The sequence below is a fragment of the Lacrimispora sphenoides genome (assembly GCF_900105215.1).
Taxonomy (GTDB): domain Bacteria; phylum Bacillota; class Clostridia; order Lachnospirales; family Lachnospiraceae; genus Lacrimispora; species Lacrimispora sphenoides_A.
In genome coordinates this window covers 2,254,010-2,268,519 of record NZ_FOIP01000001.1, presented here as the reverse complement: position 1 = coordinate 2,268,519, position 14,510 = coordinate 2,254,010, and the positions used below count along the sequence as shown (strand labels likewise).

Below are 14,510 nucleotides of genomic sequence, written 5' to 3'. Positions count from 1 at the left end.
ATAAAAAGGAGGTAAAGGATTATGGAACAAATTGTAGTAGTTATCGGAGACCGCTTGGGCAAGGGTCAGAACGTGGCAAAGGGAGTTGAAACGGCGGGTGGCCGCGCAGTGGTTATTCCCGGTGTGGGCGCTGACATGAGGCTAGGCGATGTAATGAGAAAGGAAAACGCGGATATCGGCATATCCTTCTGCGGAAGCGGAGGCGCCGGAGCGATCACAGCGCAATCCAAGTACGGATATCCGGCGGAGCACGGAATGCGTTCGGTTGACGAGGGTATAACGGCCCTTCGGAACGGAAAGCGTGTTTTAGGCTTTGGGTTCATGGACATCGAAGAACTGGGACGACGGTTGACAGAAGAAATGACAAAAATAAAGGGGTAGATCATTGTGACAAAGCCAATAACCGAAGAAAGGGAAATGACTCTGCAAATCGAAGGCAGAGGCCAGACAAAGGAGCAAGCCTTAAACGCAGCGTTTTCTAATTTAAAAAACGAGGTTAGCGGCACTCCGCTGCGCATAGAACCGCTTGATGCAGAGGTTTTAGAGGCCGACGAAATACAGTATACAGAGCGTTTTCTATTCCTGTTTTTTAGGAGAACCCGCTTTGAATACTTTCTGCGGCTGCGTGTACGGGTACGGGTGGTATGTATAAAAATGGATAGCATACCCTTTAAGCAAAAAACAAACAAATCAATTTTCCGGTAAGATCTTTAAAGTCAGGAGGAATGTTATGTTAATGATAATACTTTTCAAATCACTTATCATCGGTGGTTTGGCTGGAATCGGTATAGGTGCCGGTGCCGCGCGTATGTTCCATGCGCCGTCCGTGCAGGGTATGGGCGCGTTCCGTACTCTGGGAGAACTAAATGCCTGCGAAGGCGACCCTATCTCCCACTTTTCGTTTGGTTTGGGATTTTTCTTCAATTCATGGGCATCCGTCGTGGGCGCAGGTGCTCTTACCCAGGACATTGATCACCGCATTATACCGAACTGGGCAGCTGCAGCCCTGATGATTAAAAACAAAAATGTGGAGGAAACCCTTCACGATCCTCGTAAGATGGCACTGGCAGGCGGAGTCATCGGCGCGGTGATCGTTGCATTTTTAAATACCACAGCCGTTGCAGTTCCGTCCTCAGTTCAGACCATCGCAGTTGCGGTTTTAGTACCTGCTGCCAACCTGCTTATAAACCCTGTCATGCCGGTAATTTTCTGGCTGGCTGCTTTGGATGCGGGCAGACGTTCCGGTATCTGGGGTACTGTCCTTGGCGGACTTGCACAGGTCATCATGGGTAATGCAGTTCCGGGTGTAGTACTTGGTATTCTTATCGGCAAGGGAGTTGATGACAGCGGATGGAACAAGGTGACAAAGGCTTTGCTTGCAGCAGTCTTTATTCTGTTTGCACTTAGCGCATTCTTCCGTGGCGTGGATTTGAAGCTCATTACACAGATGAATCTTGAAGTTCCGGGCTGGCTGACAAACTTACACGGCGTATTTGGAATGACGAAATAAGGAGGGAGTATTTAAATGTCTGAAACAAACAAGAAAGCAGATGGTAAAAAAGGACTTTTTGGATTTGAAAACTTCTGGTATGCTGACTGGTCATTTCCGATCTTTGTAGGTCTTCTTGCAGCAGCTATCTTTGCCGGAACACATATGTACGTGACCTATGGCGTAGGCGCATTTAACGATGTATCAGTTGTTGCTATGCTGAAAGCAGGACTGGAGGACAGCACTGCCCTGGGCGCGGCTGCGGCTTTTGGAGCAAGCTTTTTATTCGCACGGGTGCTGGAAGGTTCGCTGGTTGGCATCCTTGATATCGGCGGAGCTTTGCAGACCGGTATTGGAATCGGGGTTCCAGCCATTATGCTTGCATCGGGCAAAACTGCTCCGTTAGACAGCTTCCCGCTCTCACTGATCATCGGCGGGATTTTGGGGGTTATTGTGGGTACAGTAGTCGTACTTATTAAAAAACTTACGGTTGGCCGGGCAAATTCTACCTTTGGCGCAGATGTAATGATGGGCGCCGGTAATGCATCAGGGCGTTTCCTTGGACCTTTGCTTGTTATCTCTGCATGCAGTGCTTCAGTCCCCATCGGCATCGGTTCCATCATAGGCGCCGGAGTTCTTTACGCTCTTAAAAAACCTATCGCCGGCGGCGCGATTATCGGTGCTATGATTATGGGTATCTTCTTCCCGCTGCCACCGGCTTAAAGAAGAAAAGGAGCGATGATATGAACATATACGCCAAGTCTGGGCTTCGGGAGGTCATAAATGCCAACGGTAAGATGACCATACTCGGCGCCAGTGCAGTGAGCGAGTCCGTTGTAAAGAGCGTGGGGAGCGCGCTCCGGAATTTTGTTGTTATTGAAGAACTAATGGACCACGCCGGTAGGGTTATCGCTCAGAAAACCGGGGCTGAGGACGGCTGTCCCACCTGCGGGGCAGCCAGCGGCCTGGTAATTGCCACAGCAGCCTGCATTGCAGGCTGCAATCTGGGGCTTATCGAGCGTATTCCTGACACCAGGGGCCTTAAAAATGAGATTATACTCCAAAAGGGCCAGTCCATTAACTTTGGAGGCAGCATAACACAGATGCTGCGTTTGGGCGGTGGAGTTCCGGTGGAAGCCGGCTGTTCAAATAAGGTGGAACTTTACAACATAGAATCAGCAATCAATGAAAAAACCGCAGCTTTACTCTATGTAAAAAGCCACCATGCGGTGCAAAAGGGCATGCAGAGCATCGAATCTATGCTGGAGCTTGCAAAAAATTATCACCTGCCGCTTATCATCGATGCTGCTGCGGAAGAAGATTTTTGCAAATATGTTTCCATGGGCGCAGATTTGGTATTATACAGCGGAGGAAAGGCTTTGTCCGGACCTACGTCCGGTCTGATTGCCGGCAAATCCTCTTATATTGCGGCATGTAAAATGCAGTACAAAGGTGTTGGCCGTGCAATGAAGGTTTCAAAAGAAGCTATGATGGGCCTCGTTACAGCACTTGAAATGTATGACCCTGCCCAGGGTAATCCGGAGGGCCAGAAAAAGCGCATGCAGCGTATGTGCGATGAGCTTGCACAGGTAAGAGGACTTAAGTGCCGGGTAGCGCAGGATGAAGCTGGACGGGAAATTTACCGCGCTGAAATCCATGTAGGTTCCGAAACAGGCATGAATGCCGCAAAGCTCAATGAACTGTTAAAACAAGGAGACCCTGCGATTTATGTGCGCGACTACTATGTAAATCAGGGCATTCTGTCCATTGATCCCCGTCCGCTGTTTGACGGACAGGAGGAAATTATTATTGACCGCATAAAGAGCTGTCTTTTGGAGGGGTAACGTATGTCAATAAATATTTATTTTAACGTTTTAGCAAAGGATTTGGAGAACGCCGTTGAAATCAGCCGTTTTGCTCCGGAACGCACGTTGGTTGGAGTGATGGTTAAAAACTTTGCCACTGACGACGAAGCCGTTGCCAGAGTAGAAGAATTTAAGGCAAACGGCGTGCGTGCTTCGGTTGGCCTAGGCGGGGGCGATCCCGCTATGTGGAAGCGTGTGGCAGATGTTTCGGTCCGCACATGTCCGTTCCATATCAATCAGGTTTACCCTGCCGCAGGCTACACAATGGGACGCCTGCAGGAGATTCATAAAAGTGAGTTCATTGTAAACTCATTGATTGAACCTGCCGGTGAGCCTGGAATCGTTTACATGGCTACCGGAGCCATAAGCTCCCGGAAAAAAGAGCCTGTAAGCGCTGAGCTTGCCGCTAAGCTTATGGCTGATATCGGCTTGCCATCGGTTAAATTCTATCCCATCGGCGGTTTAAAATGTCTTGATGAGCTGAAAGCCATGGTTCGTGCCGCGGTAAACGAGGGCATAACCATATTCGAGCCAACGGGCGGAATCGATATGGAAAATGTGCACGAAATTGTACGTGCCTGCATCGATGGCGGCGCTACAACCATTATTCCCCACCTCTATACATCACTGGTTAATCCGGAAACCGGAAGAACAAGTCCCGATTGTCTGGAACGGCTGGCGAAAATGAGCTGGTGAGCAGTACCGCGAAAAAAACCGAGGAGGTCAAGTCAATATGAAAACCATCGTATACACGATCAAGGATGAATTAGGCATACATGCCCGACCGGCAGGGTTACTGACAAAGCTGGCAAAGAATTTTAATAGCAAAGCCATGATTGGAAAACCCGAAAAAATGATAGAGGCTTCAAACATTATCGGCATTATGAGCCTGGCTATCAGACAGGGGGAAGAAATCACCGTCACATTTGAGGGGGAGGACGAGGCGGAAGCTGCAGCCACCATGGAAAAGTTTTTGTCGGATAATCTTTAAAATAGAGGTGTGAAGGATTGCCTCCCATGAATCGATGATTGTAAATGATAAGGACAGGCTAGTAACAAAATTACGAGCCTGCCCTTTTGCCGAAAAAATGCGTGAATATACTTCTAAGGTATCCGGAAATTCAAAAGTTTTCCCCTTGCTTTACATTATATGGCGAGAATGGAATCCACGCACTGGTTCTTCACAGCATTTTTCAGTTCAAAGCAATAATCATGCAGATCGGCCTTTAGATAATCACCCAATTCCTCCAGACCATCATACCCGGACTGTACCAGTTCATCAACCAGTCCTTTCATCTCCTGCTCCAAGGAATCCGCATTGTATAGATTTACATAATCTATCAACCGTTCCAGTTCCCCTGGGATATATCCCTCTGTATTGACCCTCTTACCAGCCATTCGGCAGCCCAGAATATTCCGCAGTACAATGCCTGCAAGGTTGATGATCAGATCCCCATGGTCCGGGGAATAGGCTCTCAGTACATGGAGAACGTATTCATCCGGTAATTTTCCAAGGAAAACCTGTTCCAGGCTGACACATTTCACAAAAGCGCTTATGGCATCAATTCCCTGCAAAGGATACACTGGATACAAAACCGGATAATCCAGCGTGAGAAGGTGATTCTGAGGCTGGAAACGGGGATCATAATACAAAAAGAAAGAGGGGATTCCTTTGACAAACGTATCGTAATAACACCGGTTTTCATAATACTTAAAATCCGGTATTACTTTGTTATACAGAATCTGGGTTTCCTTCACATTCCTTAGCACCGTCTCATATCCCAGGCTATAGACCCTTTTTGCCACCGGCTTCCCATCCATAGAAAGAAGTTCCTGCCCTTTTTTGGCATCTTCTTCGTACTCATGGATACAGTACAGAACCGCTTCCATGAGCTGCCTTGCTTTTTCATAGGTAATGGAGGTACTTTCCTTTCCCGTATACTTATCTGCCAATTCTGCTACGATTGGCATTAACTCTTCCGTCTCAAAACTCATCGTCTTCTTCCTCATACAGATCTGATCCAGAGCGGATGCGTCTGGCAAAAGCCTCCAATCCAGTATCCTCCAGATGATCAAGAGAACCCTGGCACGGTCCGTCAAATTGGTTCTTCATGAATTCAATCAGTTCATCATCAGTAATTTCATCCAATGATTCATTTTTATAAAGGTAGAACATATCCTGAAGTCTTCCCAGGGAATCCATATAATTATCCTGATAAATATACGGGGAATCACAAAATGCAAAAATCAGTTTCGGAAGGATGCCCTCCCCGAACTCCACCCGTTCCTGTTCCTTTAATGCATCTTTCCTCTCCCCGATCAGCAGAGAAGCCTCCTCATCCGTTAAAACCAGGCCAAACTTTTTTGTATAATCATTGGCCGCTTTTACCCTGGCAATCTGAAAACCATCGTTTGCAGTCTGTAGCCACTTCCCATCATCCATAATAAACCCTCCAATCTTCTGATAAATACAAAGTTTACTCCAGACAGAACAGAATTACAAGACTTGAAAAAAAGTCAATTTTGTGGTATGATTATTGCATGAGAGATAGGAATTCCTGTCTCTCTTTTTTTTATTTTTCTGCACTTTTTCGCCCTCTATTTCCAGCCTCAGGAATAGCTTCCAGAATATGGTGAGATTACGGTTTTCTTAAATTCTCCGACTTTTCTTACGCATTCTTACGCCTTTTTTACATCACTTGACCTTAGACCTACTCCATGGTTTAAAGTCATTCCATCAGCAAGACCTGCTGACAAAGTTAACAAAAAGGGTTCTTATGAAAGGAGAACAAACATGAGAAAACAGAAACTTAGATGGCTTATTCCCTGCGCTGCAGCGATTTTTACCATAGGTGCATCCATGACCTCCTTCGCCGCACAGGGTTGGGCACAGGAAAATGACACCTGGGTATACTACGACTCCAACGGAGACTTATCTACCGAGTCCTGGCGCAAATCCGGAGACAACTGGTTCTATCTTAACGAAGACGGCGAGATGACAACCAGCAGCTTAATCGAATCCGATGACAATTACTATTATGTAAATTCATCAGGAGCCATGGTTACAAATGAATGGCGTGAAGTTACCGCCGACCAGGATGAAGAAGATGCTCCTGATACTTATTGGTACTACTTTGGAAGCAACGGAAAAGCTTTTAAAGCTCCTACTTCCGGCAAGACTTCCTTTAAATCCATAAAGGTTGCTAACGGAGAGTCCCATAACTATTCCTTTGATTCAGAAGGCAGAATGCTGTTTGGCTGGGTCAATGATGACTCCACACGCCAGACCGGAGACGACGCTTGGAAGGACGGAACCTATTACTTAGGCGATTCCTCTGACGGTGCTCAGGCAAATGGCTGGAAATCAGTCGAAGTAGAAGATTCAGAGAATGAAAAAGACAACTTTGACGGAGCTTACTGGTTCTATTTCGGTACCAACGGCAAGAAGGTTAAAGATACCACCAAAACCATCAACGGCCAAAAATACCGCTTCAATGAAAACGGTGCTGCTGAATCCGAGTGGTATGAAATGGCATCCGCTTCAACAGCAAGCAATGCAAACCAATATTACAATCTCCCAGAACAGTGCTGGCTTGCAAAAGGCTGGTTCAAGACTGTTCCAGGACCAGAGCTTGATCAGGAAGCTTATGATGACGATACAGAATACTGGTTCTACGCTTCCACAAGCGGACAGCTGACAACAAGCCAGATCAAGTCCATTAACGGTTTAAGCTATGCGTTCAACGAAAAGGGCGAAATGCTTCAGGGTCTTTATAAGCTGACCTTTGAATCAGGTAAGACCATTGCAACCTACGATGAGATCGAAACAGAAAGCGATTTCCCAGCAGCAGATGATGCCGCAGAGGTTTACTACTTCGGAACATCTCCTAAGGAAGGCGCTATGTCAACCGGCAAGACAACCATTGATATTGACGGCGAGAAATACACCTACAACTTCCGCAAGGCTGGAAGCAACAAGGGTGCCGGCTACAATTCCATCACTGATGACAGCATCTACGTACAGGGAAGACTGATCAAAGCTGACAAAGATGAAAAATATAAAGTAGTGGAATACAATGAGAAAGAGTACTTAGTCGGAACAAGCGGAAAGCTTGCAAAGAGCAAGACAAACATTCAGGATGGCGACGGTAAATACTACAAGACCAACAGCGACGGATCCATCAAAGAATCCAGCTACGATAAGATTAAATAAATCCATATAAAAAGGGCGGCAGCATGGGATACTCCATGCTGCCGCCCCTTTATTCTTTAGAATCTATGAACCGGCATATACCTTTGCCCCTTCATAGATTTCTTCTGAATCCACATGATCAATGACTTTCTGCCCCTCAGCCAGGCCTTCCTTTATAACCGCCTGGGCTGAGGTTTTGTATTCGACTACCACCGGAAGCTTTTCTGCTTTTCCGTTTTTGATTACAAACACATAATTTTGGTCATCAAGTTGGAAAACAGCGCTGGATGGAATCACCAGCTTATGTTCTCCCTGATACAGGGTAAAACGAATGTTGGCCCCATACCCTTCCTTTCCTTCCAGTTCTGTGTTCTCATCCATGTCGATCTTCACATGTACCCTGTATTCATCCATTCCCAGGGCAGAGGTCCCTTTGGCCGCATAGTCATAGACCTGGCTTATGGTTCCGCCGTACATCTGATCCTGATTCCTAAGCTGCAGGATCACCGTCACCTTATCTCCTGGAGTAAGGTAGGGCGCAATGCTGGTAAGCACGTCAGACTCTGCCTGGATCTTACCCCGCCCGCTAATGCTCACGGCAGTTTCCCCTGCCTGTATGTAGGACATATCCTTGACTGGAAGAGATGTGATGATCCCATCTCTGTCTGCAGTCACCACACACTTTTTTAACTTGTCATCCAATTGTTCCATTGTCGTTTCCTGGGATTTGATCTGGGCCCTTAGCTGTTCTTCCACGCTATCATAAAATCTTCCATTTATGGTTGTCTCATCAATGCCTCCCGCCTTTAAGCTCTCTAAAAACCGGCGGCTCTCCTCATACCGGCTCTTTGCCTGCTCCCATGCCAGAGAGGCATATTCATAAGAAGCCCTGTCTTTCTCCCACTCGACTCTGGAGATACTGCCGGCCGAATACAGTGACTGGGAAGCATCAATTAGAGTTTTTGCAGCCTGGTAATCCGCCTCCTTTGCCGACACTTCCGCTCTTATGGAATCCAGATATTCCTGAGGCGATGACGTCATCACCTGACCGATCCGGCTCTGCTCCAGTTTAGCCTGATACCCTGCCAGAGCACTTTCACAAAGTGATTTTTCTTGCAATAAATCCCTGTCATCAACGGTAAACAGGATATCTCCTGCCTTCACACCATCATTTTCCCTGACCTTAACTTCTTTAACCGGTCCTGATGCCTCTGAAACCAGGCGGTACTCCCCTCCTGCCGTAATGGTCCCTTCCTCCGTATAACGGTCTTCTACCGCTTCATAAGAAGCCACCGCAGTTTGCACCGGGGTCCCCCTAAAACTTTTCACTGCAGTATTCCCTATGATAAGAGCAAGGGCAATCCCTGCAGCCAGAAAGCATAATTTCTTTTTCCTGCCATCCATTCGGATCTTCATAAGCTTACTCCCTTTCCTTTAAAATATCCGTGAGTCTTATCCTTCTTACAAACCGCGTCTGGGCCAGCAAAGAAGCCCCTGCCATTGCAAGACAGGTAAGAAATGCAATCCCATAACAGGATGGCCGTATAGCCAGTTCAATGGTATAGGAATCCGATATGACCAGATGCTCCACAAGGTATTTCACCCCAAGACTCCCAAATACTCCTAAAGCAATTCCCAGAATGAAATAGACCACCTGTTCAAACATGAGAATCCTTCCGATCTCTTTATCCGTTCCTCCCATGATGATAAACGTACCAAGCTCTGCGATCCGTTCCCTGATATTAATCATGGAAATATTATAAATGAGAATCCCTCCAGCCGCCACAGCCATAAAGGAAAACATCTGGACCATTGCCATCATGCTGCCCATGATGTCCTGGTAGCTCTGGGTGATGCGTCCGGTATCCACCATCCAAGTCACACGGCTGGTTTTTAAAAGCTCTTCCCGGACGATCTTAAGCCTGCCCTTTTCCACCTTTAAAAGTACGGTTCCAGCCATTGGAACAGAATCAAAAAAACGGGAAAAACCCTTTGCCGATATGTAACATCCGCCTCCCAGGCTCTCCTTTATGACAGCTTTAACCGGAACCTTTACCGCTTCCGCGGTCAGGCCGGGGACGGATACTTCCATAATATCCCCTTCCACCAGATGAAGTTTTTCTGCGATCCGGCTGTTTATGATAATCCCATCCTCCGGCGGATCATAAAACCGGCCGTAGAGATCCATGATCCTCCACATGCCGGATCCCCGGTTCAGTCCGTAAATCATGGCAAATTCCGACAAATTTTCGTGTTTTAATTCCACTGCCTTCTGGATGACCGCTTCGCTTTTCTCCACTCCCCTGATTCCTTCCCCTGCCGATTCCCCGCGGATGGGGGACACATAGCGGTCCAGGGATATTTGTATGTCATAGGTCTGCACCTTGCTGAACTGATCAAAATACATCTGATCCGCCACTCCTCGAAAGGAAAAAAGCACAGAAGACATGGAAAAAGGAAATGCAATGGCCAAAATGATTAAAAATCCGCGAAAAGGATTCCTCACCACGGAGCGCAGGCCCATTTTTTCCATTGCGCCAAGCCTGGAGGCAAAAAAACCGGGCAGCTTTAAATTCCCGGCGGAAGCAGGAGCCTTTGCCCTCATGGCCTGGGCCGGAGTGATCTTTAAGATTCCCCTGACCCCTAAGTAAACTGCAAGGAGCCCGGTTCCCACCGCGATTCCCATACCGCTTATCCTTGTGTTCATGTAGCTGTGATAAACCGTGTCCGGCAGATTAAAAAAGTCCACATACATCAAAAACATATAACGGCCAAAGGGAACCGCCAGAACACTTCCGGCCAGAGCGCCTAAAACCCCTACTTCAGCTCCCTGATAAAGGTATGCCAGCATCAGTTCCCCGTCTCTCATTCCAAAGGATTTCATAGTGCCTATAAGGCTTTGGTCCCTGTCTATCATCTTTTTTAATACTACATAAAGCATGAACACTGAAATTGACATAAACAGGACGGGAAGCACCGTTCCCATGGAATACAGCTCATGAATCTCTCCCTGTACCATATTATAACTGGCCTGGTTTTCCTTCGAAGTGAGAGAAATCAGGCCATACCCGGAAAGACGGTCCATTAGCTGATAGCGCACGTCTTCATAGGTATAACCTTTCGCCAACCGGAATCCCAGTTCATTCATGGAATCCTTTTTTCCCGTTAATTCTTCCATCCTGTTTTTTTCTATGCAGGCAATGTCGTAAATCTCTCCATCGGGAATCATGGCTCCTCCGGGAGGAATGGCATATATGTATTCCGGCCCATAACAGGTTCCGGCCAGTTCACATTTCACGCTTTTCCCATCAATCATGAGGGTGAGAGGTGTTCCGTTTCCGTATCCATATATTCCGGCCATCCGGTTTCCCAGATAAATGCTGTCTTTTCCCGTTCCCGTCCCTTTTAACATCAGCCTGTTTAAAGAATCCGAGGGATCGTAAGACAGCAGATGCACCGTTACGATTTCCGTCTGGAAAGGAGCAAACAGCCTTACATCAACGGCCATTTTCCCGGATACCTCTTCAATCCCTGGAATCTCCTTTAACCGTTCCAGATCCACCTCAGAGATTCCTGAAACCTGGGCAAATACGTCAGCCATGGCACTGCTGTCATAGTAACGCTGCACCTGATCCCCTAAGTTTCTCAAGGTGTCCATCATGGCCACATAGACAAATATGCCGATGGCGATGATGAAAACCGCCCCCAGAAAAGACCCTGGATTTTGCCTGGCGCACCGGACTACGTTCTTGCGGAAGCTTTTCACTACCAGACCACCTCCTCCGGCTTTAAGGGTCTTTCATTGACACGGATCTTTTCCAGACATCCATCCTTAAAATAAAAAACCCGGTCCGCGATCCCCGCAATGTTCTCATTATGGGTGATCAGAAGCACCGTCTTTTCATACTGTCTGTTAAAATCCGACAACAGCCTTAATATCTGGCTTCCTGTGCTGCTGTCCAATGCCCCAGTGGGTTCGTCGCAGAGCAGGATATCAGGATTCTTACACAAGGCCCTGGCAATGGCAACCCTCTGCTGCTGCCCTCCTGACAGCCTGCTGGGAAAATGGCTTGCCCTGTCTAAAAGCCCCACCTGCCCAAGCAGCGTTTCCGGATCCAGGGGATCCTCGGAAAGCTCTGCCGCCAGTTGCACATTCTCCAGCGCAGTCAGTCCCGGCATTAAATTATAGAACTGAAAGATAAACCCGGCATGAGCCCGTCGATAGGCCGTAAGGCTCTTTAAATCTCCCCAGGAAAGAGGCGCACCATCGTAATAAACAGCTCCGCTGGTAACCGTTTCAATCCCTCCTAATATATTTAAAAGGGTGCTTTTCCCAGACCCGCTTGGTCCCAGAATTACGATAAATTCCCCTCGTTGAATCTCAAACGACACATGCTTTAAAGCTTGGACCTTGACCTCACCTGCATCGTAATCCTTGCAGATCTTTTCCGCCCTTATCAAAGCTTCCATAAGTCCCTCCCTCCTTTCTCTTTCCCAATCATACACCCTTGTTATTATCAATGCAATCATCTGTTTATATCACAACATGATTGTTTTTATCAACAATTATTATTTATATGTTCAGAAGAAAAAAGATCAAAAAAGACGCCGGAATTCTAAATTCCGGCGTTCTTTCTTTTATTCCTCTTCTTTATAGCCATAGCAAAGACCAGACACTGATCATGAACTATTACCGCTTCATGCCCCAGTACACCTTTTCGGCCGTAACAGGCAATTCCCTTACTCTTACTCCGACTGCATTGGCTACTGCATCTGCAATGGCAGGAGAAGGGGTATTGATCACGATCTCCCCAATGGACTTAGCTCCAAAAGGCCCTGTAGGCTCATAGCTGCTTTCAAATTCCACCCGGATATCGCCTACATCCTGCCTGGTAGGAAGCTTGTACTGCATGAGGGAGTTCTGCAGCATCTGTCCCTTGGAAGAATAGGTAATATCTTCATACATTGCCATGCCAATGCCCTGGGCGATTCCGCCCTCGGTCTGGATTCTGGCCAGATTGGGATTAATGGTTGTTCCGCAGTCCACAACCGCCACATAGTCCAAAAGCTCTACCTCTCCGGTCTCCTGATCCACTTCGACTTCAGCCATTCCCACCATAAAAGGAGGCGGCGATACAGGAGAGGTATGACAGGCACCGGCAATGAGCATATCTTCATTAAAGCACATGACTTTGTTTCCTATATCTTTTAAGGATATTTCCAGCTCTCCCGATGGCTGGTAGACCCTCATTCCGTCAAATTCCAGAGAATCCTCCGGGCAGTTTAGATACTCAGCACCTTTTCTTAAGATCTTTTCCCGCATTTCTTTGCAGGCCTTTACCACAGCCATTCCGGTTAAATACATGGTGCTGGACGCATAAGAACCGGAATCATAAGGAGAAACATCCGTATCTGTTCCATGGACCACGATCTCATCAAGATCACATTCCAGGCAATCAGCCGCCACCTGGGCCAAGGTGGTATCACAGCCCGTTCCCATATCGGAAGCGCCGATCATAAGGGTGTAAAAACCGTCATCATTCAGGCGCAGCTCCACAGAAGCCACATCAACGCCGGAAATGCTGGATCCCTGCATGGCCATGGCTACGCCTACGCCCCGCACCTTTCCATTTCCCATGTCGATCCTGGGGTACTTCTCATCCCAGCGGATCATCTCCTTGGCGCGGGCCATACACCGGTCCAGAGCACAGCTGTTTAAGGTTTCCCCATAATAGGCAGGCATGATATCGCCTTCCTTTACCATGTTTAATTCCCTTAATTTTACAGAATCCATTCCCAGCTTTTCCGCCAGCTCATTTACCGCAGATTCTACCGCAAATATTCCCTGGGTTGCTCCGTATCCCCTGTAAGCTCCTGATGACATGTAGTTAGTATAAACAACATCATATGTAAAACGGAAGGCTTTCGGCGTCCGGTATAAGGGTATGGATTTATGTCCGGATAAACCTACTGTAGTAGGGCCGTGTTCCCCAAAAGCTCCTGTATTTGACAGAGTATATACATCGATTGCCTGAAGGATTCCATTCTTATCCGCTCCCACACGCACATGGACTTCCATCTCATGGCGGGGAGAAGAGGCGATTTGAGACTCATACCGGCTGTAGATCATCTTGGCCGGCCTGCCGGTCTTCATTGTCACGATTGCCGGATATACCTCAGCCACCACCGTCTGCTTTGCGCCGAAGCCGCCGCCGATCCTGGGCTTGATCACGCGGATCTGGGATTTTGGAATATCCAGGGCATGAGCCAGGATTCTCCTCACATGAAAAGTAACCTGTGTGGATGCCACCATATTGAGGCGTCCATAAGCGTCCAGATAAGAATAGGCCCGGAAGGTCTCCATCATTGCCTGCTGATTCGCCTTTGTATGGTAGACCTGTTCCACCACATAATCACACTGCTTTAATACCTCATCGACGTTACCATGCTCTTCCCCTCCGGTAGCACATAAATTTCTTTTATTATCCGCACCTACCGGACAGAGGCTCAGCCAGTCCTCCTCCGGATGGACTAGCACCGGATGATCCTTTGCCTTCTTAAAATCCAGTACCGGTTCCAAGACCTCATATTCCACTTTTAAAAGGCGCAGGGCATGGTCCACCGCAGCTTCCGTCTCACCGGCTACAATGGCCGCCGCATCCCCCACAAAGCGCATTCTCTGGTCCAGAATCAGCCTGTCATAGGGACTTGGCTCCGGATAGGACTGACCCGCCATGGTGAATCTCTTCTGGGGAACATCCTTATAGGTCAGAATACAGGCAATTCCAGCCACCTTTTCCGCCTTTTCCTTATGGATCTCCTTGATCAGAGCATGGGCATGAGGGCTTCTTAAGACTTTAACGATGAGACAGTCTCCGGGAGCCAGGTCATCGGTATACACAGGCTTTCCGGTCACAAGGGCCATGGCATCCTTCTTTTTCACAGAAGTATTTACCGTACGCAT

General features: G+C 47.7%; 14 protein-coding genes. 8 read left to right on the top strand and 6 right to left on the bottom strand.

The window, feature by feature from the left end:
- Window positions 1–21 precede the first annotated feature (21 nt).
- From BMW45_RS10345 to BMW45_RS10315, 7 genes are read left to right on the top strand one after another with little or no spacing between them, the layout of a single operon-like run.
- Window positions 22–381: a glycine-rich SFCGS family protein gene (locus BMW45_RS10345; RefSeq protein WP_092243041.1), complete on the top strand. Its 360-nt coding sequence runs from the start codon at window positions 22–24 to the stop codon at window positions 379–381.
- A gap of 6 nt (window positions 382–387) precedes the next feature.
- Window positions 388–705, top strand: a complete 318-nt coding sequence (locus BMW45_RS10340; protein ID WP_092243037.1) for a DUF4312 family protein — start codon at window positions 388–390, stop codon at window positions 703–705.
- A 25-nt stretch (window positions 706–730) separates the two neighbouring features.
- On the top strand, window positions 731–1,510 hold the full coding sequence (locus BMW45_RS10335; protein WP_092243034.1) for a DUF4311 domain-containing protein: 780 nt from the start codon (window positions 731–733) through the stop codon (window positions 1,508–1,510).
- A 15-nt stretch (window positions 1,511–1,525) separates the two neighbouring features.
- A complete protein-coding gene (locus tag BMW45_RS10330; protein WP_092243031.1) occupies window positions 1,526–2,212 on the top strand; it encodes a DUF4310 family protein in 687 nt (228 codons plus the stop codon).
- 20 nt (window positions 2,213–2,232) lie between these two features.
- On the top strand, window positions 2,233–3,333 hold the full coding sequence (locus tag BMW45_RS10325; protein ID WP_092243026.1) for a DgaE family pyridoxal phosphate-dependent ammonia lyase: 1,101 nt from the start codon (window positions 2,233–2,235) through the stop codon (window positions 3,331–3,333).
- Window positions 3,334–3,336: 3 nt separating this feature from the next.
- Entirely contained in the window at window positions 3,337–4,050 is a 714-nt protein-coding gene (locus tag BMW45_RS10320) for a KDGP aldolase (protein ID WP_092243023.1), read from the top strand.
- A gap of 37 nt (window positions 4,051–4,087) precedes the next feature.
- Window positions 4,088–4,345, top strand: coding sequence for an HPr family phosphocarrier protein (locus tag BMW45_RS10315; RefSeq protein ID WP_092243021.1), 258 nt, complete (start codon window positions 4,088–4,090; stop codon window positions 4,343–4,345).
- 155 nt (window positions 4,346–4,500) lie between these two features.
- Here the strand turns inward: BMW45_RS10315 and BMW45_RS10310 are convergent, their stop codons facing one another.
- A complete protein-coding gene (locus BMW45_RS10310; protein WP_092243018.1) occupies window positions 4,501–5,349 on the bottom strand; it encodes a DUF6179 domain-containing protein in 849 nt (282 codons plus the stop codon).
- Window positions 5,339–5,797, bottom strand: coding sequence for a DUF6323 family protein (locus tag BMW45_RS10305; RefSeq protein ID WP_092243016.1), 459 nt, complete (start codon window positions 5,795–5,797; stop codon window positions 5,339–5,341). Before BMW45_RS10305 ends, BMW45_RS10310 begins: the two co-directional genes overlap by 11 nt.
- Before the next feature lie 351 nt (window positions 5,798–6,148).
- Between BMW45_RS10305 and BMW45_RS10300 the strand changes: the two genes are divergently transcribed.
- Entirely contained in the window at window positions 6,149–7,567 is a 1,419-nt protein-coding gene (locus BMW45_RS10300; protein WP_092243013.1) for an N-acetylmuramoyl-L-alanine amidase family protein, read from the top strand.
- A gap of 63 nt (window positions 7,568–7,630) precedes the next feature.
- On the opposite strand, the gene BMW45_RS10295 is transcribed toward BMW45_RS10300, so the two are convergent.
- The 4 genes from BMW45_RS10295 to BMW45_RS10280 all read right to left on the bottom strand — a co-directional run bounded on the left by BMW45_RS10295 (window position 7,631) and on the right by BMW45_RS10280 (window position 14,510).
- The gene (locus BMW45_RS10295) at window positions 7,631–8,962 is read right to left on the bottom strand and encodes an efflux RND transporter periplasmic adaptor subunit (RefSeq protein ID WP_092243010.1); all 1,332 of its coding nucleotides are present in this window, start codon (window positions 8,960–8,962) and stop codon (window positions 7,631–7,633) included.
- A gap of 4 nt (window positions 8,963–8,966) precedes the next feature.
- Window positions 8,967–11,312 (bottom strand): ABC transporter permease, encoded by a 2,346-nt coding sequence (locus tag BMW45_RS10290; RefSeq protein WP_092243008.1) that lies wholly within the window; start codon window positions 11,310–11,312, stop codon window positions 8,967–8,969.
- Window positions 11,312–12,016, bottom strand: a complete 705-nt coding sequence (locus tag BMW45_RS10285) for an ABC transporter ATP-binding protein (RefSeq protein WP_092243004.1) — start codon at window positions 12,014–12,016, stop codon at window positions 11,312–11,314. The genes BMW45_RS10290 and BMW45_RS10285 overlap by 1 nt, the downstream gene beginning before the upstream one ends.
- Window positions 12,017–12,236: 220 nt before the next feature.
- Window positions 12,237–14,510, bottom strand: coding sequence for a xanthine dehydrogenase family protein molybdopterin-binding subunit (locus tag BMW45_RS10280; RefSeq protein ID WP_092246353.1), 2,274 nt, complete (start codon window positions 14,508–14,510; stop codon window positions 12,237–12,239).

What these genes read in the sequence shown, in the direction of transcription:
- BMW45_RS10300 (WP_092243013.1), top strand. Translation starts at nt 6,149, where the DNA reads ATGAGAAAACAGAAACTTAGATGGCTTATTCCCTGCGCTGCAGCGATT.
- BMW45_RS10325 (WP_092243026.1), top strand. Translation starts at nt 2,233, where the DNA reads ATGAACATATACGCCAAGTCTGGGCTTCGGGAGGTCATAAATGCCAAC.
- BMW45_RS10320 (WP_092243023.1), top strand. Translation starts at nt 3,337, where the DNA reads ATGTCAATAAATATTTATTTTAACGTTTTAGCAAAGGATTTGGAGAAC.
- BMW45_RS10330 (WP_092243031.1), top strand. Translation starts at nt 1,526, where the DNA reads ATGTCTGAAACAAACAAGAAAGCAGATGGTAAAAAAGGACTTTTTGGA.
- BMW45_RS10345 (WP_092243041.1), top strand. Translation starts at nt 22, where the DNA reads ATGGAACAAATTGTAGTAGTTATCGGAGACCGCTTGGGCAAGGGTCAG.
- BMW45_RS10280 (WP_092246353.1), bottom strand. Translation starts at nt 14,510, where the DNA reads ATGCGTACGGTAAATACTTCTGTGAAAAAGAAGGATGCCATGGCCCTT.
- BMW45_RS10305 (WP_092243016.1), bottom strand. Translation starts at nt 5,797, where the DNA reads ATGGATGATGGGAAGTGGCTACAGACTGCAAACGATGGTTTTCAGATT.
- BMW45_RS10310 (WP_092243018.1), bottom strand. Translation starts at nt 5,349, where the DNA reads ATGAGTTTTGAGACGGAAGAGTTAATGCCAATCGTAGCAGAATTGGCA.
- BMW45_RS10315 (WP_092243021.1), top strand. Translation starts at nt 4,088, where the DNA reads ATGAAAACCATCGTATACACGATCAAGGATGAATTAGGCATACATGCC.
- BMW45_RS10285 (WP_092243004.1), bottom strand. Translation starts at nt 12,016, where the DNA reads ATGGAAGCTTTGATAAGGGCGGAAAAGATCTGCAAGGATTACGATGCA.
- BMW45_RS10335 (WP_092243034.1), top strand. Translation starts at nt 731, where the DNA reads ATGTTAATGATAATACTTTTCAAATCACTTATCATCGGTGGTTTGGCT.
- BMW45_RS10295 (WP_092243010.1), bottom strand. Translation starts at nt 8,962, where the DNA reads ATGAAGATCCGAATGGATGGCAGGAAAAAGAAATTATGCTTTCTGGCT.